General features: G+C 56.6%; 20 protein-coding genes and 1 riboswitch. Of the genes, 7 read left to right on the top strand and 13 right to left on the bottom strand.

Going from position 1 to position 20,466, the window contains the following annotated elements:
- Positions 1-42: 42 nt before the first annotated feature.
- Positions 43-140, bottom strand: a riboswitch (glycine riboswitch).
- A gap of 115 nt (positions 141-255) precedes the next feature.
- The 5 genes from ACX5K5_RS12910 to ACX5K5_RS12930 form a co-directional block, all read right to left on the bottom strand.
- Positions 256-1,029: an SGNH/GDSL hydrolase family protein gene (locus tag ACX5K5_RS12910; RefSeq protein ID WP_459174490.1), complete on the bottom strand. Its 774-nt coding sequence runs from the start codon at positions 1,027-1,029 to the stop codon at positions 256-258.
- Complete coding sequence (locus tag ACX5K5_RS12915) at positions 1,026-2,174, bottom strand: serine hydrolase domain-containing protein (protein ID WP_096255628.1); 1,149 nt, start codon at positions 2,172-2,174, stop codon at positions 1,026-1,028. Before ACX5K5_RS12915 ends, ACX5K5_RS12910 begins: the two co-directional genes overlap by 4 nt.
- 58 nt (positions 2,175-2,232) lie before the next feature.
- Positions 2,233-3,129, bottom strand: a complete 897-nt coding sequence (locus tag ACX5K5_RS12920; RefSeq protein ID WP_459174491.1) for an RNase H family protein — start codon at positions 3,127-3,129, stop codon at positions 2,233-2,235.
- A gap of 162 nt (positions 3,130-3,291) precedes the next feature.
- Positions 3,292-4,401 (bottom strand): glutathione S-transferase family protein, encoded by a 1,110-nt coding sequence (locus ACX5K5_RS12925; protein ID WP_096255631.1) that lies wholly within the window; start codon positions 4,399-4,401, stop codon positions 3,292-3,294.
- 142 nt (positions 4,402-4,543) lie between these two features.
- Positions 4,544-5,119, bottom strand: a complete 576-nt coding sequence (locus tag ACX5K5_RS12930; protein WP_459174492.1) for an NADPH-dependent FMN reductase — start codon at positions 5,117-5,119, stop codon at positions 4,544-4,546.
- Positions 5,120-5,271: 152 nt separating this feature from the next.
- Between ACX5K5_RS12930 and ACX5K5_RS12935 the strand changes: the two genes are divergently transcribed.
- Complete coding sequence (locus ACX5K5_RS12935) at positions 5,272-5,760, top strand: MarR family winged helix-turn-helix transcriptional regulator (protein ID WP_346059328.1); 489 nt, start codon at positions 5,272-5,274, stop codon at positions 5,758-5,760.
- Here the strand turns inward: ACX5K5_RS12935 and ACX5K5_RS12940 are convergent.
- On the bottom strand, positions 5,757-7,598 hold the full coding sequence (locus tag ACX5K5_RS12940) for an ABC transporter ATP-binding protein (RefSeq protein ID WP_308422385.1): 1,842 nt from the start codon (positions 7,596-7,598) through the stop codon (positions 5,757-5,759). The two genes, ACX5K5_RS12935 and ACX5K5_RS12940, sit on opposite strands and share 4 nt — an antisense overlap.
- Positions 7,599-7,693: 95 nt before the next feature.
- Here ACX5K5_RS12940 and ACX5K5_RS12945 point away from each other — a divergent pair, with 95 nt between their 5' ends.
- The gene (locus ACX5K5_RS12945; RefSeq protein ID WP_096255637.1) at positions 7,694-8,155 is read left to right on the top strand and encodes a MarR family winged helix-turn-helix transcriptional regulator; all 462 of its coding nucleotides are present in this window, start codon (positions 7,694-7,696) and stop codon (positions 8,153-8,155) included.
- A 76-nt stretch (positions 8,156-8,231) separates the two neighbouring features.
- Here ACX5K5_RS12945 and ACX5K5_RS12950 read toward each other — a convergent pair whose 3' ends face one another.
- Genes ACX5K5_RS12950 through ACX5K5_RS12960 form a run of 3 tightly spaced genes read right to left on the bottom strand, consistent with a single transcriptional unit; the run spans position 8,232 to position 12,268 of the window.
- Positions 8,232-10,157 (bottom strand): SIP domain-containing protein, encoded by a 1,926-nt coding sequence (locus ACX5K5_RS12950; protein ID WP_096255638.1) that lies wholly within the window; start codon positions 10,155-10,157, stop codon positions 8,232-8,234.
- A 3-nt stretch (positions 10,158-10,160) separates the two neighbouring features.
- The gene (locus ACX5K5_RS12955; RefSeq protein WP_229676920.1) at positions 10,161-11,222 is read right to left on the bottom strand and encodes a FecCD family ABC transporter permease; all 1,062 of its coding nucleotides are present in this window, start codon (positions 11,220-11,222) and stop codon (positions 10,161-10,163) included.
- Positions 11,219-12,268, bottom strand: coding sequence for a FecCD family ABC transporter permease (locus ACX5K5_RS12960; protein ID WP_188682912.1), 1,050 nt, complete (start codon positions 12,266-12,268; stop codon positions 11,219-11,221). The genes ACX5K5_RS12955 and ACX5K5_RS12960 overlap by 4 nt, the downstream gene beginning before the upstream one ends.
- Before the next feature lie 35 nt (positions 12,269-12,303).
- On the opposite strand from ACX5K5_RS12960, the gene ACX5K5_RS12965 reads away from it, so the two are divergent.
- Entirely contained in the window at positions 12,304-13,089 is a 786-nt protein-coding gene (locus tag ACX5K5_RS12965; RefSeq protein ID WP_459174493.1) for an MBL fold metallo-hydrolase, read from the top strand.
- A gap of 3 nt (positions 13,090-13,092) precedes the next feature.
- Here the strand turns inward: ACX5K5_RS12965 and ACX5K5_RS12970 are convergent, their stop codons facing one another.
- From ACX5K5_RS12970 to ACX5K5_RS12980, 3 genes are all read right to left on the bottom strand, one after another.
- Positions 13,093-14,142 carry an ABC transporter substrate-binding protein gene (locus tag ACX5K5_RS12970; protein WP_096255643.1) on the bottom strand — a complete coding sequence of 350 codons (1,050 nt, stop codon included), beginning with the start codon at positions 14,140-14,142 and terminating at the stop codon, positions 13,093-13,095.
- 183 nt (positions 14,143-14,325) lie between these two features.
- Complete coding sequence (locus ACX5K5_RS12975; RefSeq protein WP_096255645.1) at positions 14,326-15,654, bottom strand: FtsX-like permease family protein; 1,329 nt, start codon at positions 15,652-15,654, stop codon at positions 14,326-14,328.
- Entirely contained in the window at positions 15,651-16,379 is a 729-nt protein-coding gene (locus ACX5K5_RS12980) for an ABC transporter ATP-binding protein (RefSeq protein WP_459174494.1), read from the bottom strand. The genes ACX5K5_RS12975 and ACX5K5_RS12980 overlap by 4 nt, the downstream gene beginning before the upstream one ends.
- Before the next feature lie 171 nt (positions 16,380-16,550).
- Here ACX5K5_RS12980 and ACX5K5_RS12985 point away from each other — a divergent pair, with 171 nt between their 5' ends.
- Positions 16,551-16,769: a hypothetical protein gene (locus tag ACX5K5_RS12985; protein ID WP_141392912.1), complete on the top strand. Its 219-nt coding sequence runs from the start codon at positions 16,551-16,553 to the stop codon at positions 16,767-16,769.
- A gap of 64 nt (positions 16,770-16,833) precedes the next feature.
- A complete protein-coding gene (locus ACX5K5_RS12990) occupies positions 16,834-17,478 on the top strand; it encodes a YqaJ viral recombinase family protein (protein ID WP_229676922.1) in 645 nt (214 codons plus the stop codon).
- Between the two features lie 29 nt (positions 17,479-17,507).
- On the opposite strand, the gene ACX5K5_RS12995 is transcribed toward ACX5K5_RS12990, so the two are convergent.
- On the bottom strand, positions 17,508-18,602 hold the full coding sequence (locus ACX5K5_RS12995; protein WP_442346698.1) for a mechanosensitive ion channel family protein: 1,095 nt from the start codon (positions 18,600-18,602) through the stop codon (positions 17,508-17,510).
- 204 nt (positions 18,603-18,806) lie between these two features.
- Here ACX5K5_RS12995 and ACX5K5_RS13000 point away from each other — a divergent pair, with 204 nt between their 5' ends.
- Positions 18,807-19,346 (top strand): AMIN-like domain-containing (lipo)protein, encoded by a 540-nt coding sequence (locus ACX5K5_RS13000; RefSeq protein WP_096255652.1) that lies wholly within the window; start codon positions 18,807-18,809, stop codon positions 19,344-19,346.
- A gap of 92 nt (positions 19,347-19,438) precedes the next feature.
- Positions 19,439-20,437 (top strand): PhzF family protein, encoded by a 999-nt coding sequence (locus ACX5K5_RS13005; RefSeq protein ID WP_188682924.1) that lies wholly within the window; start codon positions 19,439-19,441, stop codon positions 20,435-20,437.
- The last annotated feature ends 29 nt before the right edge of the window (positions 20,438-20,466 follow it).

The raw sequence follows: 20,466 nt of genomic DNA on the forward strand, positions 1-20,466 counted from the left end.
CCTTCGGTGAACCGGAACGGGCCGGTTTCTTTCCAGAGTTGCCTCGTGATGGCGGTACGGGGGCCTGAGAGTTTCCTGGGGAGGAATTGCTCCTACGGCGCCCATCCATGGTGTGAACGGGTCTCTCCCGCCATCCGTCGAAGGCTGCGGCCCAGCTCTAATGATCTGAGACACAGTCACATCTTACCTGCTACCGCGAGGCTAGTCCAAGACTTCAAACCCTTCCCGGTTCATAAATGCAAACAATCGCGTCTTTTAGGACAGTTTGACGTAGTCGGGGTACCTCGCTGACAAGGTATCCCCCGAAGAAGTACCGGTAAGCCGGCGTTTAACCCATGGACCTAAATGCTCTCTCGCCCAGCCCATGTCTTGGCGTAATCTTTCACCGCGCGAATTAACCGGGAGCTCAGGTAAGCCAGGAAGATTGATTTGCTCTACCCACTGCGGGTCTGCGATGTTGTGTTTTCCAAGCAGTTCCAGCACCTTGTAGGCCATCAGCGTGTGGCCAAATTCGTTCATATGCAGACGGTCACCGGCCCAGTAACGCAGGTCAGAAAATTCTCTCCAGCGCCAGTAATCTGCCACGATCGCCCCGTGGTTATCAGCGATTTCGCGGATCTTCTCGTTATAGATCGCCGTGCGTGGCCGAGTCTTGTTAAAAAGTGGCGAGTCGACGGTATCAAAACCGGTAAAGAGCACCACGGTACTGCCTGCCTCAATGAAGCGACGCACCATTCCGTCATAACCGCGCATCAGGGCATCCAGGTCGGCGCTGGGGCGCAAAATATCGTTCCCGCCGGCATAGATAGTTACCAGATCCGGTCTCAGTGCCAACCCTGCGTCGAGTTGCTGATTGATGACCTGACCAATCTTTTTGCCACGAATCGCCAGGTTCGCGTACTGCCAATCACCTTGGGTGCACAATACTTCGGCGACTCGGTCCGCCCAGCCGCGCACCCGATTCGGGCGCACCATGCTGGTATCTCCGACGCCTTCGGTGAAGGAATCTCCTAGCGCAAGGAATTTCACTTTGCTCCCTTCGCCAAGATGAGCTGGCGTGCCAGCTGGCTGAGCTTCACACCAGTTGAAATGTCCTTGGGTCCTTCATTGCGTGAAGGGATGAATCCAAAGCCGAGCTGGTAGGCCGGATCAGCGAAAGCCAACGATGAGTTCGCCCCGTCGTGGCCGTAGGCGAAGATTGAGCCGTAATCATTGCGGGCCGTGGCCTTCATGAAGCCCACGGCGAATGCTTGCAGTAGTCCATTGGTACGGTCTGGCCCGTACACAAGTTCGGTAGAAACCTGAGCCCAGGTATCGGCACTGAGCAATCCTTTGCTCACGCCAAGGGCCGGTACTGCGCCAAAGGAGGCGGCGTAAATCCCGGCGAGCGCCTCGGCGTTGGCCACCCCACCCATGGATGCTGGACCCAAGCGGCGCACCTGCGCCGAGTTGGCTAGCTCGTGCCAGTTGTAGACCGGACCGGATTCTAGGGCGAAGCCTGAGGTGGAGTTCACCGATAGTCCGGTCGGCGAGAATGGATCCATGAAGGCAGGTGCTTGATCGGCGGCAGGCAACACGTCGCGGTAGCGCGGTTCAATCTCTGGACCGTGCCCGATATAGGCGTCCACGCCTAGTGGTCCGCGAATACGCTTTTCGTAGACGTCTTTGAGTTCTTCTCCGGTCACCCGGCGAACGAGCTCCTCCATGAGTACGCCCATGGTGATTGCGTGATATCCCACGATGTTCTGACCCAGTGGCCAGATGCTTGGCATTGAGGCGAGGACCTTGGCGTATTCGGCCGAGTTCAACAGGACTTCGCTGGGGACCCCTCCGGGAACGCCCAGCACGCCAGCTTGGTGGCTGAGCACTTCTCCGACGCTAAGTTTTTCTTTGCCGCCGATAGCAAATTCTGGCCAATAAGTACCGATAGGAGCGGTCGGATCAAGCAAACCGTCTTGGATCAGTAGCGCGATTACCAGTGCGCTCAAACCCTTAGTGCAGGAGAAGATGCAGGTCAGTCCGTCACCGGAGAGGTGTTCGCCGACGCTGTGGCTTAACACCAATTCTCCGCGGTGGTAAATAGCTAACTGGGCTGAGTAATTTTCTTCTTCTGCGGCCCGAGCTTCGAGCGCTTCGGCAAGTGGTGCGAAATCTTCAGAAATAACCGAATGCATGAAAATCCTTTAAGTGCTTGTTACTTATCAACTAACACTAGTATCAGTTGATAAAAATCTATGCTTGGTTTTCGACTGTTTCTTGGCGGAACCGTAGTTTCCAGCCTGCGTTGGTTTGTTGCCACCACGAAGAGCACACCAGAACCGGTGAGTTGGCGGGGTTCATCCGATAAGCGATGAGCACCAGCGAAGTATCCAGTAGGCGGGCGGTCAGTAGTTGTACCGGGCCGGTTTCCGGCAAGGTGCCTGAACTCTCAAGGATTGTACGCACGGTACTGACGTCTAAGAGTGAACCGTCGCGGCAAATTTCCTGGTAGCTAGGATGCAGGAAATCGTTAACCTCGGTGAAGTTCGTGCGTACTTGTGCGTCGAGCAGTCCCTGTTCCAATTCGAATACGGTTCCGGTGACATCTAGGCTCGCATTTTCTTCGGCAGCGCAGTCCGTCTCGGACTGCGGCGCTGGGGCGCCAGCTGTCGCCGGTGCGCTTGAACCGAGGTAGCCGGGTCCTGGATCTGGCGTTTTACCGCTTTGATGCGCGGTGGCCGCGGCACGAGCACGGTCATCTGCTTCTTCGTTGAGTTGATGACCGGCGTGGCCTTTAACCCACTCGAAGGTGTACTTACGTCCGACAATCGCGGTATCGAGTTCGCGCAGAATCTCCTGATTGAGTACCGGCTTGCCGTCGGACTTCTTCCACCCTTTTTTCTTCCATCCCGGCATCCACTTGCTGATGCAATTAATCGCATATTGGGAGTCGCACAGGATTCTTAGTTCGGTTTCGGGTTCCTTGGCGGTGGCTCGGAAGAGTTCGAGTACCGCTTGGAGTTCACCCATGTTGTTGGTTCCGTGGTCCCAACCGCCGGAGCCCCAGTTATTGTCATCGATATACCAGGCCCACCCCGCAGGTCCAGGGTTACCAAGAGCAGAACCGTCAGCTGCCGCAATGATCGTCATATTAATAATCCTGCCATGTCCACCCCACATCTATAGACGACCTTCGTGCTGATGTTCTATTTTTAACGCGCAAAGTCCCGGTGGATCCTTTTTAGGTGGTCCACCGGGACTTCGTCTCAGTCTTATGCTGTTGCTGAGTTGCTTAGTTTTTGGTGCGGAAATTTAGGCCGGGTATAACGGGTTGTGTCCGGCGGTCACCCGTTCTTCGGGGCGTACCTCATCTGGCGCTGTGCCATCGAGGAAAGGACCCGAGGTAGCGAGTTCTTCACGTCCATGGGATTCGAGCCAGTTACTCAGGTCTGGGCCCTTGGGCACGATCTGGGTGGGGTTGATATCTTCATGGACCACATAGTAGTGGGCCTTGATCTGCTCAAAGTCTGTGGTGTCGCCAAAACCTGGGGTCTGGAATAGGTCCCGGGCATAACCCCACAGGTTTGGCATGTCGGTTAGTTTATTGCGGTTTGCCTTAAAGTGACCGTGATAGACCGGGTCGAAGCGTGCCAGCGTGGTGAACAGCCGGATATCCGCTTCGGTAATGTGGTCTCCCATGAGGAAGCGTCGAGTTTCAAGACGCTCTTCCAAGTAGTCCAGCGTGGTGAATAGCCGGTCATAGGCGTCGTTATACGCCTGCTGACCGCCGGCGAATCCTGCGCGGTAAACGCCGTTATTCACCTCGGTGAAGATGCGTTTGATCAGTGGCAGCATTTCTTCCAGCGAACCTTCGGGAATCAGGTTGGGTGCTCCCTCACGGTGGAATTCCTTCCACTGAGTAGAGAAGTCCCAGGTGATTTGAGGGTAGTCGTTGGTGACTACGGCACCGGTGGGAATATCCACGATTGCCGGGACGGTGATCCCACGCGGGTAGTCTGCGAATCGTTTGAAGTAATTTTCTTGGACTCGTTCGGTGCCTAGGACCGGGTCTTTGCCGCCCTCATCAAGGTCGAAGGTCCAGCTGCGCGCATCATGAGTGGGACCTGGCAGTGCGACAGAAATGGCATCTTCTAGCCCGAGCAGTCGGCGCACGATCAGTGTGCGGTTGGCCCATGGGCAGGCACGCGCTGCAACGAGTCGGTAGCGTCCTGCTTCAACTGGCCACAGTTGTGCTCCTTCACCCAGGCCTGCTTGCGGGTGACCGATGGAACTCTGAGGTTCTCCTGCGGCAAAAGCTTCGGGACGAGAATCTGCCACGATGCGATCTTGAATGTAGTTGGTGTCCCTGGTGAACTCGCCACCGGTGACGTATGCGCCTTTAGTCGAAAATTCGTTGCTCATGATCTCTCCTGAAGATTTGCCCTTGGTTTCTGCAACCTGCTTATTCACAGGCTAACGCTGAGGCTGGTCGAAAAGTAGTGTGCTGTCCCGCAATGCACACGATGTTATCTTGCAAACTTCCCGTGCTTCATCCGAGGGTTGTTTAGGCGTTGACCAAGGCGGAGGCGCGAACTGTCTTCATTGCGGTAGCCCAGGAAATAAGCTGGTCAAACATAGGGTGTACCGATCCGGATGCCTGCTCGGTTGGCTTAAATTCTGAGAAGTTCTCGAAGTCACTAAATAGCGAGAACATGCCGGTCTTCTGCACATGAGCGATCTGCAGTTCGGAAAGAATACCGCGTAGGTGCTCTACCGCGCGGGCTCCCATAGCCGAGCCGTAACCCACAATGCCGGCTGCCTTATTGGTGAATTCCGCATTCAGGTAGGACAGCGCGTTAGCCAGTGCCGGTGCGATCGAATGGTTGTATTCAGGGGTAACGAAGATGTACCCGTCAAACTCGGCAATCTTTACCGACCAGAGTTGAGTGGCTTCGTTCTGGTAGTTCTGGTACGCGGCAGGGAACGCTTCGTCTAGCAGTGGCAAGTTGTAATCGGCGATGTCCACCAACTCGTAGCTGGCGTCATCGCGCTGCTGAGCCTGTTCCAATACCCACTGAGCCACACCGTGGTTGTTACGTCCTGGGCGGGTGGATCCGGTAATAATAGCGATTTTCAACATCTTGTTGCTCCCTGGCATTGTAGTGCGCCACTTCATTATGATTGACGCGTCATCAAGTCTTGCTAAAAACAACATTACACGAGATGATTGATGTGTCAACAACTTTGAGAGTGTGCCACTCACTACTCTTTGCACATAGGAGAAAAGAAAACATGGGATCCGAAGATACTCGCTGGCTCAACGAACGCGAGCAGAACCTCTGGCAAATCATCCGCGAGTTCATCTGGCAGTTCCCCAGTGCCATGGATCGTCAGCTTTCCCAAGATTCGGCCATGCAATCAGGCGAGTACTCGGTCCTCGCGGTGCTCTCCGAGTCGAAAGAGACTTCGTTACGCCCTGCGGAGGTGGCTAACGAGCTGCGTTGGGACCGCTCCAGACTCTCACACCTTTTGCGCCGCATGGAAGCTAAAGGGCTTATCACTCGCTGTTCTGACACCCTAGACCGCCGAGGTCACCAGATCGGATTATCCGAGCAAGGCTGGCAGGCAATCCGCGAGGCAGCGCCATTACATGTGCAGTTCGTTCGCCAGTCGCTCTTTGATTCGCTAACTCCTGCGGAGCACGCGGCTCTAGAAACTGCCTTACCTAAGATTTTAGCCGCAATTACACCGCGAGAACCAGAGAGCGTTCCAGCGGACTAGCTGCGCTGTTGGGCCAACTCGCTATTGTTTACCAGCCGAGCAAATTTACCGTCCAGCTTGACCAACTCTTCAAAGGTTCCAGACTCAATGATCTGCCCCTCGTCGAGCACTACAATTTTGTCAGCGCGCAACACGGTGCTCAATCGGTGGGCAATCAACAAGGTGGTACGTCCCAAAGCCAGTTCATCCAAGGCTTGTTGGACCAGTGCTTCGGTGACCGTGTCTAAGGCACTGGTGGCCTCATCCAGAACCAGCACCTTTGGCTGACGCAACATCGTGCGGGCGATGGCCAGACGCTGCTGTTCTCCACCGGAAAAGCGGTGACCACGCTGCCCAACCTGGGTATCTATTCCCTCGGGAAGGGAGCGAATCAGCTCCGCGATTTGTGCCGCTTCCAAAGCGTTCCACAATTGTTGCTCATCGGCGTTCGGGGCAGCCCAAAGCAGGTTCTCGCGAACACTAGCGTGCAACAGGTAGCTTTCCTGAGCCACCACGGAAACTACGTCCGCGATGTCCTGCGGTTGGACCTGGCGCAGCTCCACACCATCTAAGCTCACAGTGCCCGAGCTTGGATCTAACAGTCGTGGGACCAAGGATCCGAGCGTTGATTTGCCCGAGCCGGTAGCCCCGACCACCGCGGTCATGGTGCCCGGCTCGAGTTTTAAGTTGATCCCCCGCAAGGTATTGGCACGCGCCCCGGGATACCGAAAATCTACATTCTTGAATTCCACGTCACCGCGCACCGCATCATGGGCCAGTCGACGTGGCTGGTTTGGTACCGGCAGCGCCTGATCAGCGTCGAGGAACTCAAACACTCGGCTAAAGAGCGCCAGCGCCGAGACCCACTGAATAGAAATACTCATCAGCCCCATCACCGGCCGGAAAATTCCCGCCTGCAACCCGGTGAAGGCCACGAGAGTACCAATGCTCATGCCATCCCCGGTGACCGGAAGCCCCGCAACGATATAAAGTATCGCCGGGACCCCGGCGAAAATAATCGACATCGCTGCCATGCGCCACCGTCCGGCGAGCGCACTACGCATTTCCAGATCTATGAGTTTTGAGCTGGAGTCGGTGAACTGTTCGGCATCTAAGGTGCCAGTACCCATCACCTTGGCAAGACGAACCCCGGAGATACTGAGCCGCTCTTCAATAATCGAAGTGAGCGTGGACATTTCGCGTTGTCGTGCCCCGGTGATTTTCCGGCGCAGTTTTGCTGTTTGTTTTGCCAAGATAATCGCCGGCGGCAAGACCACGAGCGAGATCAGGCTCAGCTGCCAGGAAATTGCAACCATCGCGCAGGCCGTAGCTACCACCGTGGTGAGGTTTGAAGCGATTGAGGTGGCCGAGTTGGTGATCACCGATTGCATCTGTCCGACATCATTGGTCAGCCGTGACTGCACCTCGCCAGAGCGAGCATTGGTGAAGAACCCTAGAGATTGTTTTTGCAGGTGAGTGAAAAGTCCGGTGCGCAACCTATGCATGACCTTTTGACCCATCAGGGTGGCTCTCCAGGTCTGCACTACTCCGAGTACCGCGTTTACCAAGGCAATGAGTACCAGCCCACCAGCCAACGCCAACAGTAGTTTGACGTTTTGCTCTGGGATGGCCACATCGATCAGTTCCCTGATGATGAAAGGCTGTGCCAAGCCAATCAGCGATGATGCGACGATCAGTAGCATCACAAAAATTACCGTGCGCAGATGTGGACGGAAAAGTTCCGCAATGCGGCGCAGGGAGACGGGATGGTCCTGCAACCATTCTTTATCTTTTTGGGAATTCCCCGGGCGTGTGCCGCCTGCGCCACCACCTAGTCCACCCATTGGCATTCCAACCATGAGCACCTCCGACTTTCTTGTTCTAATTACCTCAAGAATAGCAGAGGTAACCTCACTATGTGGTTCCATCTTGAAATTGTTGGGAAAAACACCCTATGCTTAAGCACATGCTTCCCCAAGAGTCCGGCCCTGACTTGGTCGACCTGTTCAATCGCAGTTCTCGTATGCTTCGTGGTAAATGGCGCCACGCCTTGACCCCCTACGACATCACACCTCATCAAGTTCGTACCATGATGCTGTTAGGACGCGTCGATGCCGAAGGCATGCGCAACTCGCAGTTAGCCGAAAAGCTACATATTGCCCCACGCTCCACCACCGAGGTCATCGACCAGCTGGTCGCCAAGGACTTGGCCACCCGCACCCCCGACCCTGCGGATCGTCGCGCCAGCTTGATCACGCTGACCGATTCGGGGCGTGAACTGCTACAAAAATTACATGGCGAGCGGAAGCAAAGCCACGAAGAATTTTTCTCCACCCTCGGCGACGATGACCGGGCAGAACTGAGCAGAATCTTGGGCCTCCTCGTGGCAGACGCACCCGGTGACCCACGCTGTTAGAAAACTAATTTAAACCGCGGAAGGGTGGTTCCACAGGCAATGCTGCTGCCTGTGGAACCACCCTTCTTCGACTGGGCTAGTTCTCGGTTTTACCCCGGCGCCAGTACCCCATGAAAGCCACCTGCTTGCGATTGATCCCTGCCTCACGCACTAGGTAACGACGCAATTCCTTGACCATCCCGGCTTCACCGGCAATCCAGGCGTAGAACGGTGCAGATTCCGCAGCCCCGGTTTCCCAGAGGATCTGCTCATCGATGTCAATATCTTCCGGATCCGCATCGGTGTGCACCGCGCCGGCCGCCGGAATCGCTACGACGTCCTTCACCGCTGCGGCAAGCAACACCCCATGCTCGTTAGTGCCACGGGTCAGCCACTGTACCGAAACACCTGAACGGGTGGAGGCGCCAAGGATATCGTCGGTATCCGGAACCTCAATCAGTGCATGCCCGGTGACATTGGCAGGCAATGCTTCAAGAATTGCGCAAATGGCCGGAGCTGCGGTTTCATCTCCAGCCAGCACCACACGGCGAGCGCCTCCGGGGCGGAATTCAATGCCACCATAGGTCTCGTCACTGAGCGCACGGTTCGGACCGAGCAAGAGCAGTTCGTCCCCGACCTGGGCCCTGTCCGCAAATTCGGTCGCCGGCCCACCCTGCAGCGCACCGTTGACCACCTGCCCATGCATCACAAAGTCAATATCCAGCTCTGCGGTATCACCGAGGTTGTCGCGGTGTCCCACCTCGCGGAAGGCGCGAACGGTGTAAGTGCGCATATAGCCGCGGGAACTCGGATCAATGGAAAGCCAGCGCCGGTACCATCCTTCCTGCCCTGCCGGGCTGGACAATGCCTCGGGACGCAACGCTGCGATCTCCTCGGTGAGCGCCGAGCCGCCTGCAGGTGGCAACAAAAGCTTGATGCGCATATCTAGCGAGTGACTGTTGGTGCCGAAGTGCGAAAGATCAGTACCTCCCACGGTGATCCGGCGGAAGGCAGGGGTTAAGTCCTGTGTGCGCATCACCATGCACTGGTAGGCCAGGGTGGCAAGGTGCTCGGCTCCTGGACGAAGTTGCGCCGGCTCGACCTCTTGCGGAGCTAAGACCGGCGTTTGTAGTTCGTCAGCTACCGTAGGTTCTTGTTTGACCGCCGATTTGGTGAGTTCAACAAATTCTGGAGAGCGCACAATGCCTTGGGCAGCGAGCACGTTTTCGGTGCGCAACACCCGGTGGCGTCCGATAGGCAACACCAGGGGGGTGCCAGCGACCGGGTCTGGGATTACCCGGCTTGGCATTCCAAAGACATCCTTGACGGTGCGTTCGGTGACTACCTCGTTGGGGTGACCGGCGGCGTAAATTTTTCCTTCACGCAAGGCCACTAAATGATCTGCATAGCGTGCGGCGAGGTTCAGATCATGGAGCACAATCACCACGGTGATTCCGCGCGTGCGGTTTAGTTCACTAATTACATCGAGTACTTCAAGCTGATGCGCAACATCTAAGAACGTGGTTGGTTCATCAAGTAACAGCAGCTCGGTTTCTTGGGCCAGCGCCATCGCTATCCATACGCGTTGGCGTTGACCGCCGGAAAGCTCATCCACCGCACGGTCCGCTAGTTCCATGGTCCCGGTCAGTTCCAGCGCGCGGTTAACTGCTGCCTCGTCCTCGGCGGAGAAGCGTTTGAACAGACCCTGATGTGGGTAGCGTCCGCGGCTGATCAGCTCACGGGCGGTGATACCGTCCGGCGCCGTCGGTGACTGCGGCAGCAAGCCCAACGTCTTAGCGACTTCCTTGGCCGGCTTAGTATGAATATCCTGGCCATCCAGTAGCACCTTGCCACCGGCAGGCTTGAGCAGTCGCGATAGCGCGCGCAGCAACGTGGACTTGCCACAGCCGTTAGCCCCCACAACGATGGTCACTTCCCCGGTGGGGATATCCAAGGACAGTTCGTCGACGATGGTGACCTTGTCATAGGCCAGGGTCAGATCGTTTGCCTGAAGTTGGGCCATGGGTTATCCCCCGCTTCCTGTTGAATTTGTACGCACCAGGACCCAAATGAGGAACGGTGCGCCGAATGCGCCGGTGATAACTCCTACCGGCAATGAAAGATCTGCGAACAAGTTCGCCGCAAAGAAGTTGGCAACGATCACCAGCGTTGCTCCGGTCAGGGCCGCCAGCGGAATATTAATGGGACCCCGAGTGAGCGCAGCGCTGATAGGTCCTGCCAAAAATGCCACAAAGGCTAACGGACCGGTCACCGCAATGGGTAAGGCACCCATTGCCACCGCGACGAATACCAATAGCACCCGGGCCCAGCCCACGTTTAGACCCAGAGCTGCAGCGGCGTCCTCCCCCAATTCAAGCATCTTCAGCTGACGCAATACGAAGGGAAGTAAAAAGACGGCGATGGTTCCCAACGGAACCAAGAGCAACAGTGCGCTATCCCAGTTGCTCGAAGAAAGCGAGCCGGTCAGCCAGTGCATCACATCACTGGCGGTATTTAGCTGCGCTTGGGTCAGCAGGTATTGGATGAGTGCCTGCAGCATCGCCCCGATGGCCAGACCGGCAAGGATCAGCCGGGAGCCGGTGCGTTTTCCCGAGGCCGAAAGCCAGTAGATCAGCGCGGCAACCAGCAGGCCGCCTGCCAGTGCAAAGGCGTTGAGCTTCCAGTCGTTATAGCCCAAGACAATCATCGCAAAGACCGCGGCCGCCGAGGCGCCATAGCCCACACCGATCACATCGGGGCTGGCCAACGGGTTGCCCAGCCAGCGCTGGAACAGGGCACCAGAGATACCTAGCCCAGCACCTGCCAGGGCGCCGACCGCTAGTCGCGGTAGACGGTCGGACATGATGATGAAACTTGTTCCGGGAACCTTTTCTCCGCCGAGTACCTGGAGTACTTCCACTGCGGGGAGCCGGTCACGGCCCCAGAACAGATAGGCCAGTGCGGTGACCACGATGGCTAGCGCCATCCACAGTACACTGCGATGCACGCGATGTGACCGGGCAGCGGCTCTCGTTGGTTTATTTGCCTCGAGCCCGCTGGTAGTTGAGGTGATCTCTTTCGAGCTCACAGGCTCACCGACTTCATGCCGCTACGCATCATGATGATAAAGATCGGACCACCGAGCATGGCGCACATGACGCCCACCTGAATTTCACTTGGTGGCGCGATGATACGTCCCACGGTATCGGCTACCAGCAACAAGATCGGTCCGGCAATTAAACAGGCAGGCATCAGCCAACGGTAGTCAGAGCCGACCAATAGCCGCACCGCGTGGGGAATCATCAGGCCCACAAAGGCAATCGGGCCAGCGACCGCGGTGGCGGTACCGGCCAGCACCACCACGCCTATCGAACCGATCACCCGGGCGCGGCCCAGGTTGAAGCCCAGCGCGGTCGCCGTGTCATCACCCATGGAAACGGCGTTGGAAACCTTCGCGGTGGACAACACAATCAAGGCCCCAAGGACCACGACGGGGATGGCGCTCAGGAAGGTGTCAATTCCGGTGGTGGACAGCGAGCCGATCTGCCACATGCGGAATCGGTCCAGGGTGGAATCCGAGATCATTAGGATCGCATTGGTGACCGCTCCGACACCCACGGCCAAGGCGGCACCGCCCAAGGCAAGTTTGATCGGGGTGGCCCCCTCGCGTCCCACATTGGCTACGAGATAAACCAAGATCATCACTACCGCTGCACCGATAAAAGCGGCGGCCATAATTCCGGCTAGCGAGCTTACACCGAGGAAGCCGATAGCCAACACCACACTCATCGAGGACCCGGCGTTCAGCCCCAGGATTCCGGTATCTGCCAGTGGGTTGCGGGTCAGCCCCTGTAATCCGGCGCCGGCCATGCCCAACGCTGCACCGACCACGATGGCACCGACGGTCCGGGCAAAGCGCGAAGCAACCACACCCTGATCCCCATTGGTCGGATCAAAATTCCAGATCGCGTCGGTGACGGTATCCAGCGAGACGCTCCGGGCTCCAAGAAGCAACGAGGCGAAGACCGCCAGAGCTAGCAAGAGGAAAAGTATGAGGAAGGCGGTGAGTTTTCTACCTACCCTCGGCGACTTCTCTTGCCCTACATGGGGCGTAATACTTTTAGTCGCGGTCATTGCTTCCTACACTCGTTGCTATGGCTCATCTTCCCTTGCCCACTATTATCGCCCCTGGCGTCGGCCTGCTGCGCGCCGAGAATCCTTCGGAAATGACGTTGGACGGGACCAATTCTTATTTGCTCTTTGACCCAGCCTGCACCGAGCTGACTGCGCGAACCCCAGCAGTTCTCATTGACCCGGGCCCTGATCTTCAAGCCCACCTGCACGCCTTGGCGGCCTTCGACATCCAGCTGGTGCTGATCACCCACCGGCATGCGGATCATACCGGCGGAATTGATACCTTGCACACGCTGACCGGGGCACCGGTGCGAGCTCGGCTCGAAGAGCACTGCCGAGAGGCGGAGATCTTTGAAGACTTGGAAGTCATCGAGGCCGCAGGAATTGAGGTTCAGGTGGTTTTCACTCCAGGACACACTTCGGACTCGGTGTGCTTTATCCGTCGGGGCGAAACTTCCCACTTGTTCACCGGAGATACCGTACTGGGGCGCGGCACAACTATTTTGGAACATCCAGATGGGACCTTGGCCGATTACTTGGCGTCGTTGCAGCGGCTGCTGGCGATGCCGGATATGGCATTGCATCCGGCTCACGGTGAGCAACATGAGGTGTCCCATCCGTTGCTTCAGACTTATCTGACGCATCGCGAATCGCGGTTGGACCAGGTGCGTGCGGCCCTGGATAAACTCGGCAAGGCCGGGGCCGACGTGCAACCAGCGCATTTGCTGGAACTTGTCTACCCCGGCCTCGATGCGCGCTTGGCGGGCGCAGCTAGCCGATCCTTGGAAGCGCAATTGCACTATCTAGGCTTAAATCCTTAGTTGTTACTTGGCGGCCGCTGCGTTTTCGGCAGCCGTGACGATCTTTGGAACTACGTGCTCCAGCGCCCATTCGATGGACAGTGGCGAAGCTGCGGAGATGGCCAACGTGGCCTGGTCATCTCCCGGTAGGGCCAATGCCTTATTCTTCACCGCAGGGATCTGACCGTATAGCGGCTGAGCCTTGACGATGTCCTCGACGCTGTTGCCAGCAAGGGCAGAGGCGAAGACGATATCCGAATCCCACTCGTTGACCTTTTCAGGGGATACGGTGAAGAAGAAGGTGTCCTTCTCGGCGTTCTTCTGGACGTAGTCTGCCTGAGTCATGCCCAGGGCCGACAGGAAGCGCGGACGGGTGTCCCCTTCGGAGTACACATAGGCGGCGTCCGGGGCGGAGAGGTCCGCAGCGATGAAGGTGGTGTCCTTCAAGGCCTTGTTGTCTTCGCCAACCTGTGCCAGCTCGCCTTCGATTTTCTTAACCAGCGCGTCGGCTTCCTCTGCCTTGCCAAGCATCTGGCCGGCGGCTTCGGTGGTCTCTTCCCAGCTGGTGGTGTAGTTCGGCTTAATCGGGCCAACTACTGGTGCAATTTCCTGTAGCTTCTCGTACTGTTCCTTCGTCAAGCCCGAATACGGGGCGAAGATGACGTCGGGCTTGCTCGCGGCGATTCCGGTGTAGTCAAGGTCGTCACCGATCTTGTACTGTACCGGCGCGTTCTCCGAGCCAATAGGAGCACCAAGCTCTTCTAGCTTGGCGTCCTTCCAGTCCGTCGAGTTGTTGGCGTTCTGACCATAAGCATCGATGTCCATGCCGACCGGCACGGTTCCCAGTGCTAGTACCGCATCGGCGTTAGCCCATGAAATCGTCGCTACCTTCTCAGGCTTCTCGGTAATTTCGGTTTCGCCGTAAATATTTTCGATACTCACCGGGGTGAAGCTCGATCCAGCGGAATCCGAACTCTTTGGTTCTGTGGTCGATGTCGAGCCACAGGCGCTAAGGCCAAGTGCCAAGATTGCGGAGGTTGCAGCCAGTAGGCCAGCACGACGCGTAATTTTCATGGGTCATAATCCAGACGTTGCGAGTTGTCATAAAATAACCGGCACTTAGGTTAGGTAAACCTATGTGAACCGCATGCAACTTTACGCCGATCTCACTTCAATACGCAACATCAAGGACATGTAATCCACGTTACTTAGCCTCAGGCCAGCTGAGCTACCCCTAACCTCGGACGTCACCTGGTCTTATCGACCGGAATGATCTGCCAACAACCTGCGTGGGTCAGCGATGTTTAGTGACAACCGGATCACCAGCAGCCCCGCAAGTAAGACGACCAGCACCGTGGCGACGGTCAGTGGCTTCAGCAACAACGCCAACGACGCGAAGGGCAACACCAGCGCCGCAGAAGCCACGGTAAAACCTATGGCCACGGTTAATGCCGGAATCATCACGCTTTTAACTCGCGCCTTGTTGACTACGCCTAAATCAACCCCTAAACGGTGAAGCCCCAAATATAGGTCTTGACGATCCAAGGTGCCGGCACATTGGCTAATCGCCGCGGAGATGGCCACACATATTAAGGAGATACTCAGCGTCACCAGCACACCGGTTAACACATCGGCGCTCAAGTACATCTCCCACGAGCCGGCCACATCATTCTCCGAAAATGCAAACATCGCCGCCCCAGAACCACCGATGACGGCCACGAAGGCAGCCATAGCCACGCCCGATACCTGACGCCAGGCGCCACCGGGCGACTCCAAAATCATGCGAGCAGCCAACAGCTGTTCAGGGCTCTCGGCCTTCTTCAGTTTCGCCGTGCCCACCTTGGCTACAAGCCACGGCCCAATCAGGTTTAGTGCCAACAGACCCACCCCGAAACCGGAAATGACGATGGTGATCAGTACGCCCAGGCCCACCGGCAACAGACCAACCTTAGAGAACAACGTGTAGATCACCACGATGCTACCGATCGCTATTACCGCGCGCATCCAGCTGGGCATCGGCACCGAACGCCGGGTAGCCACCGCCAATGGAGTAATGACCAACTTACGTAAACCAGCCAGTGCACTAACCACCGAGAGCAATAACACCGCAAGTACCGCCGCGGCAGTTGCCAGCGGAGGAAGGAAGATCGCCGTGCCAATAGCTTCACCTTGGAACTTCACCAGCGCTACCGCCGGGGCCAACGCCAAATACAGCACCACCCCGCAGATCGCGCCCACTAGCGCCGTAGCGGCAGCCTGAATCACCGCAACTGCACGAACCTGAAGTCCTGTGGCACCCAAGAGACGCAATGAAGATAAGGCCCGGTCTTGAGCGCGAGCCGAAAGTTTGGCAGCCGAGGATCCTAAGACCAACAACGGGACAACCAACAGCACCAGCGCAAACGCGGCTAAAGGAATATAAAACCCTTGCGCGTCGCCTTCCAGCTTGGTAAATGACCAAGCTCCACCAAGCACTATCAGCACCATGGCGCTGACCATGGTGTAGGCACCAACCGTCAACAATTGCACGATTCGCCCGGAACTACTCGGCCGTGCGAGCATCCACGCCATATGCAAGGTATTCATGAACGAGGCCCCTGAACAACTGAGTCATCCGCGGTGATCTTGCCGTCTTGAAGCGTTAAGATCCGGTGACAGCGTTGGGCTACCTGACGGTCATGGGTGACCATCATCAGGCTCTTACCCATCCCCACGGTGCACTGCATTAAGATATCCAGAACCTCGCTGCCGGTCACCGAATCCAAGGCGCCCGTAGGTTCATCGGCAAAGACTACGCTCGCACCAGTGACCTGCGCTCGTGCGATAGCTACACGCTGTTGTTGCCCACCGGAAAGCTGACCGATGCGCCGTTGTTCCATCCCTGCCAGACCCAACTGCTGCAACGCTTCCACAGCACGCGCGATTGCTGCGGTGCGTGGTACGCCGTTGACCATCAGAGCCATCGCCACGTTTTCTTCGGCCGTCAGTTCCGGAATCAACAGTCCGGACTGAAAAACGAAACCAAAGGCTTCGCGGCGCAACTTGGTTCTTGCGCTGTCACCAAGCCCATCAACTTCAACCGGCGCTTGGCCCGGCAAGTTGAGGGTGACCGTGCCCGAATCGGGCAACTCGATGCCAGCCAACGCGTGCAGCAAGGTGGACTTGCCCGAGCCGGAGGGACCCATAATCGCAACCGCTGTCCCGGCCGCGATATCAACGTCAATGCCGTTGAGCGCATGGGTACTGCCGTAACTTCTGAGCAACCGGCGGGCTGAAATAACTGGATTGGATACATACGAATTCTGAAGCATAACCTAATGTTCCCAACCCTGCCGCTCAGGCACATCGGAGCGCCGATGGAGTTGTACGTGGGCGAACTCATCCCCCGGTAGGAGCCAATGCTCTGCCTGGCTAAGCATCTGGAGGTAGGCTCGTTGATGATGCTGCTCGAACTTTATACCCAACCATTTTGTGCGCCATGCGTGCGCGCACGACAGGTAGTTCACCGTGCCCAAGAACTGCTGCCCTTCCTCAACGTCGAGGAGATCGATGTGGTGGAACAGGTAGCCCGCGGCAAAGAATTAGCGGTAACTTCAACACCGGTGATTCGTCTGCTGGTGCACGGCGAAGAAAAGTTCCGGGCAGCCGACACCCCAACTTTGCAGCAATTATTATCTGCCATAGCCCATGTCAGCGACTAGGCTCACCTACGTTTCAGCGCGATGTTGCACCGGATAAGCCACTTCATGGGGAAGAATGGATCAGGTGACTAGTGTGCCTAATGTTGACCATGAATGCTTCCAACGAGTGTTGGCAGATTCCACTAACCGTATTGAATGGTTACGGGCACGGTCACAAGGTATCACCGCGACAGACGTAGCTAAGCTGTCTACCGAAAAATCCATTCGGAATGCCGCCTGGGACAAGCTCTACGGTTCAGGGTTCTCCGGTAACACTTACACCGAGCACGGCCGACGTCGCGAGCCGGTCATCGCCGCTTGGGTGCAGGAAAACTTCAATATTTTCCCTTCCTCACAACTTTTCCACTCACAAAATTCTCGGCTGCATTTGGCAACCCCAGACGGTTTGGGCTTTGATCAAGATGGCGCACCGGTATTAGCGGAAATTAAGACTACCAATAAGCCGTTCAAACGGATCCCTAAAAATTACCTTCGCCAGGTCCTCTGGCAGCAGCATGTCATCGGCGCTCAACGCACCTTGTTCGTCTGGGAACAGCACTATAACTTCGTGCCAGTTCAGGCGGTCCCCGAGTTCCTTTGGATCGAGCGAGACGACTCGATGATCCAAGACCTCATCGACAAAGCCGAGCAACTCATTGCCGCCTTGCGGGAGTCAACCTCCCGCGAACAGCAGTATCTGGATTACGGTCCGGCGGCCCTGCGCCTCTAAATATCCAAGGCGCAGGAGGTTTACCCCGGCTATAGCGGTGGGTTCTGGATGGTGCGTGGGTCTGGCAAGCATTCTGGATAAGTCTGGACAAGTTCGCCCAGCAGTTTTTCGCGCAACATATTGCGCAGGTTCCACAGGTCTCCAGGATCCCTGGCTGATAAATAAATGGTTACCGTTTGCAGTCCGCCTAAGGTGTCTGTCACGAGCAGGCTATTATCGCGTCCATCCCACCAGTCCGAAGATTCAAGCAATTCGGTAGTACGCGTACGCAGATATTCAATCGGCGCATTGAGTTTTAATTGCAAGGTGATGTTGCCGCTAATCTCGGTGCTGCGCCGCGACCAGTTCTCAAATGGCGTGGTGGTGAAGTAGGTGGAAGGCAGGATCATCCGCCGTCCGTCGAGGAGCAACACGACCACATAAGTCAAAGTTATTTCTTCAACGGTGCCACGTTCGGCTTCGACCACCACGATGTCATCCACGCGCACCGAGTCGGTAAAGGCAATCTGTAAGCCGGCAAACACGTTGGCCAACGAGGACTGAACGGCCAAACCAACAACCACCGAAGCAAGACCAGCAGAGGCCAAAAGACCTGCGCCTAATGCTCTGACCTGTTCAATTGTCAACAACACGGCAGCTACGGCGATAATGCAGAGCACTGCAATAAGTACTCTGCGCAGTAAACCAACCTGCGTCTGAACCTTCGCTAATCTGCGACCCGGACCAAAACGGCTTCTGATGCGCGCCAGCAGAACCTCTTCAACAACCTTGACCAGTACAATAACGAGCCAGGTCAGGAAGAACACCAAACAGATGAGCAGCACAAACTGCCAGAGCTTGTAAGAGCTACTGTCGCGGTGGAAGGCAAACAGCGAACTTTTGAGAACAATTGAAGCGAAAGTACCGAAAATCGGGATTCTCGCGCTTTTTACCTTGATCTCACCGAGTCCGGTGCGCTGAAAAATACGGTGTGTCAGGCCACTGATCAGGAAGGCAAGAATGGCAGAAAAAATTAATCCAACAGCGACAACAACCAGAAATTGCAACGATTCAGGTAGGAAGCTGGAGGCTTCAACGACTTCGTCGATGGTGGTATCGATAGGTGCAGACGGGCTTGGCAACATCGTTAAAGCATGTCACACGAGACTAGTTGAACGCTGAGCGACACCTTGGATATACCCGGAGACCGGCTCCCGCGTCACGGATACGCACCAGATCAATTCCAGTTAGCTCCCGCGTCTTGCTCCGGGGCCAAAACGGGGTTTTAGTAGTCTTATGGGCCCGTGCCGGACCCTAGGGCGCACTCAGATAGAAAGCCGGTGGTTCATATGCGCCGCACCAAACTTGGACTTCTCGCAGCTCTCGCCGCAGCAAGCATGCTCTCGGTAGCCCCTGCAGCCTCGGCCGCCCCGGTGGCTACCGCAGCGGCCGGATGCCAGACCGTTTATTGGGGTTCTTTATCCAAGACCTCCAACGTCTCAAGTTCCTCAACGATGGCTAATATTCGTACCGGACGCCATACCTGTTTTGACCGGATGGTGATAGACCTCAGCGGTAACCCCGATGGGTATTCGGTGAAATATGTCAGTGCACTGACCGGAATCGGATCAGGGAAAGCGGTACCCACCACGGGTGGCGCCAAATTAGAAATCCTGTTGAAGTCCGGAACCAGCACCAGTTATCGTCCCGGATCCACCATCAAAACACTGAATTACACAACCTTCCGCCAGCAGCTCTGGCTGGGAAGTTTTGAAGGCCAGACCAAGATCGGCATCTCCACGCGGGCACGACTGCCAATGCGTGCCTTTGTCCTCTCTGGCCCTGAGCAAGGATCGCGTTTGGTGATCGATGTTGCTCACAAATGGTAACCAGCTGTGCCTAAGCCATGAGCTTGCCGTCATGACCGGGCGCACCGCGTAACACCGTGTCAACCTGCTGAAGAATGTGCCACGATGCTTATATGTATCGCACATTTGCCTATCAGCAGGTTGACGTTTTTGCCCCCACAGCCTTCAACGGCAATGGGCTCGGCGTTGTCTTTGAGGCAGATCATCTCGATTCCACGCAAATGCAACGCTTCGCCCAGTGGCTGAATTTATCGGAGACCGTCTTCTTCGTGACTCCCACCGAGCCCGAAGCCGACTACGCAATTCGTATTTTTACTCCGACTACCGAGTTGCCCTTTGCCGGGCACCCCACGCTAGGTGCTGCGCATGCGTGGCTTGAATCTGGAGGTCAGGCTGGAACCAACGGCCACCTGCTCCAGCAGTGTGATGCCGGGTTAATTCAGGTACGGATCGAACGCGACGCCAGCGAAAAGCATGAGCGCCGTCTCGCTTTCCTTGCTCCCCCGTTAACCCGCAGTGGGCCCCTAGAGCAAGATGTTTTGCAGTGGGCAATTGCCGGGCTGGGGATTAACTCAGAAGATGTCATTGCCCATCAGTGGTTGGTCAATGGCCCCCACCACGCCGGACTACTGCTGCGCGATGCCGACCTCGTGCTAGGAATTGAGCCTGATTATGCGGCCCTTGACGGGCTGGAGCTCGGAGTCATTGGACCCTACACTGCCTCTAGTGTGGCCCAAGGCGTCTGGCAGCCTCAAGCTACCTTATTGCCCCGAATTTCAGGGACGCGCGAGGAACTGCGTCCGCTAGATTATTCGGACCAGACTCGTTCCGAGGAGCGCTTTGGCTCCGTGGTTCTTCAACCACCTGCAGACTTTGAGGTGCGTGCTTTTGTCTCTGGTGAGGCCATCCAGGAGGATCCTGCAACGGGTTCACTCAACGCCGGCTTTGGCGTGTGGATGACTAAGGCAGGATTGGCACCGCAGCGTTACACAGTCCGCCAGGGCACCCGCGTGGGTCGCGAGGCAATCTTGCATATTGAAGCGAGTGAAAGCGGGCTCTGGGTCAGTGGGGATGTCACCACGCGCATTGAAGGAACTGTGACTTTCGACTGAATCCCTCGCTAAGCCAGATAATGCATTTT

The organism is Glutamicibacter bergerei (genome assembly GCF_054495185.1).

What these genes read in the sequence shown, in the direction of transcription:
- ACX5K5_RS12915 (WP_096255628.1), bottom strand. Translation starts at nt 2,174, where the DNA reads ATGCATTCGGTTATTTCTGAAGATTTCGCACCACTTGCCGAAGCGCTC.
- ACX5K5_RS12920 (WP_459174491.1), bottom strand. Translation starts at nt 3,129, where the DNA reads ATGACGATCATTGCGGCAGCTGACGGTTCTGCTCTTGGTAACCCTGGA.
- ACX5K5_RS12925 (WP_096255631.1), bottom strand. Translation starts at nt 4,401, where the DNA reads ATGAGCAACGAATTTTCGACTAAAGGCGCATACGTCACCGGTGGCGAG.
- ACX5K5_RS12930 (WP_459174492.1), bottom strand. Translation starts at nt 5,119, where the DNA reads ATGTTGAAAATCGCTATTATTACCGGATCCACCCGCCCAGGACGTAAC.
- ACX5K5_RS12935 (WP_346059328.1), top strand. Translation starts at nt 5,272, where the DNA reads ATGGGATCCGAAGATACTCGCTGGCTCAACGAACGCGAGCAGAACCTC.
- ACX5K5_RS12940 (WP_308422385.1), bottom strand. Translation starts at nt 7,598, where the DNA reads ATGGTTGGAATGCCAATGGGTGGACTAGGTGGTGGCGCAGGCGGCACA.
- ACX5K5_RS12945 (WP_096255637.1), top strand. Translation starts at nt 7,694, where the DNA reads ATGCTTAAGCACATGCTTCCCCAAGAGTCCGGCCCTGACTTGGTCGAC.
- ACX5K5_RS12950 (WP_096255638.1), bottom strand. Translation starts at nt 10,157, where the DNA reads ATGGCCCAACTTCAGGCAAACGATCTGACCCTGGCCTATGACAAGGTC.
- ACX5K5_RS12960 (WP_188682912.1), bottom strand. Translation starts at nt 12,268, where the DNA reads ATGACCGCGACTAAAAGTATTACGCCCCATGTAGGGCAAGAGAAGTCG.
- ACX5K5_RS12970 (WP_096255643.1), bottom strand. Translation starts at nt 14,142, where the DNA reads ATGAAAATTACGCGTCGTGCTGGCCTACTGGCTGCAACCTCCGCAATC.
- ACX5K5_RS12975 (WP_096255645.1), bottom strand. Translation starts at nt 15,654, where the DNA reads ATGAATACCTTGCATATGGCGTGGATGCTCGCACGGCCGAGTAGTTCC.
- ACX5K5_RS12980 (WP_459174494.1), bottom strand. Translation starts at nt 16,379, where the DNA reads ATGCTTCAGAATTCGTATGTATCCAATCCAGTTATTTCAGCCCGCCGG.
- ACX5K5_RS12995 (WP_442346698.1), bottom strand. Translation starts at nt 18,602, where the DNA reads ATGTTGCCAAGCCCGTCTGCACCTATCGATACCACCATCGACGAAGTC.
- ACX5K5_RS13000 (WP_096255652.1), top strand. Translation starts at nt 18,807, where the DNA reads ATGCGCCGCACCAAACTTGGACTTCTCGCAGCTCTCGCCGCAGCAAGC.
- ACX5K5_RS13005 (WP_188682924.1), top strand. Translation starts at nt 19,439, where the DNA reads ATGTATCGCACATTTGCCTATCAGCAGGTTGACGTTTTTGCCCCCACA.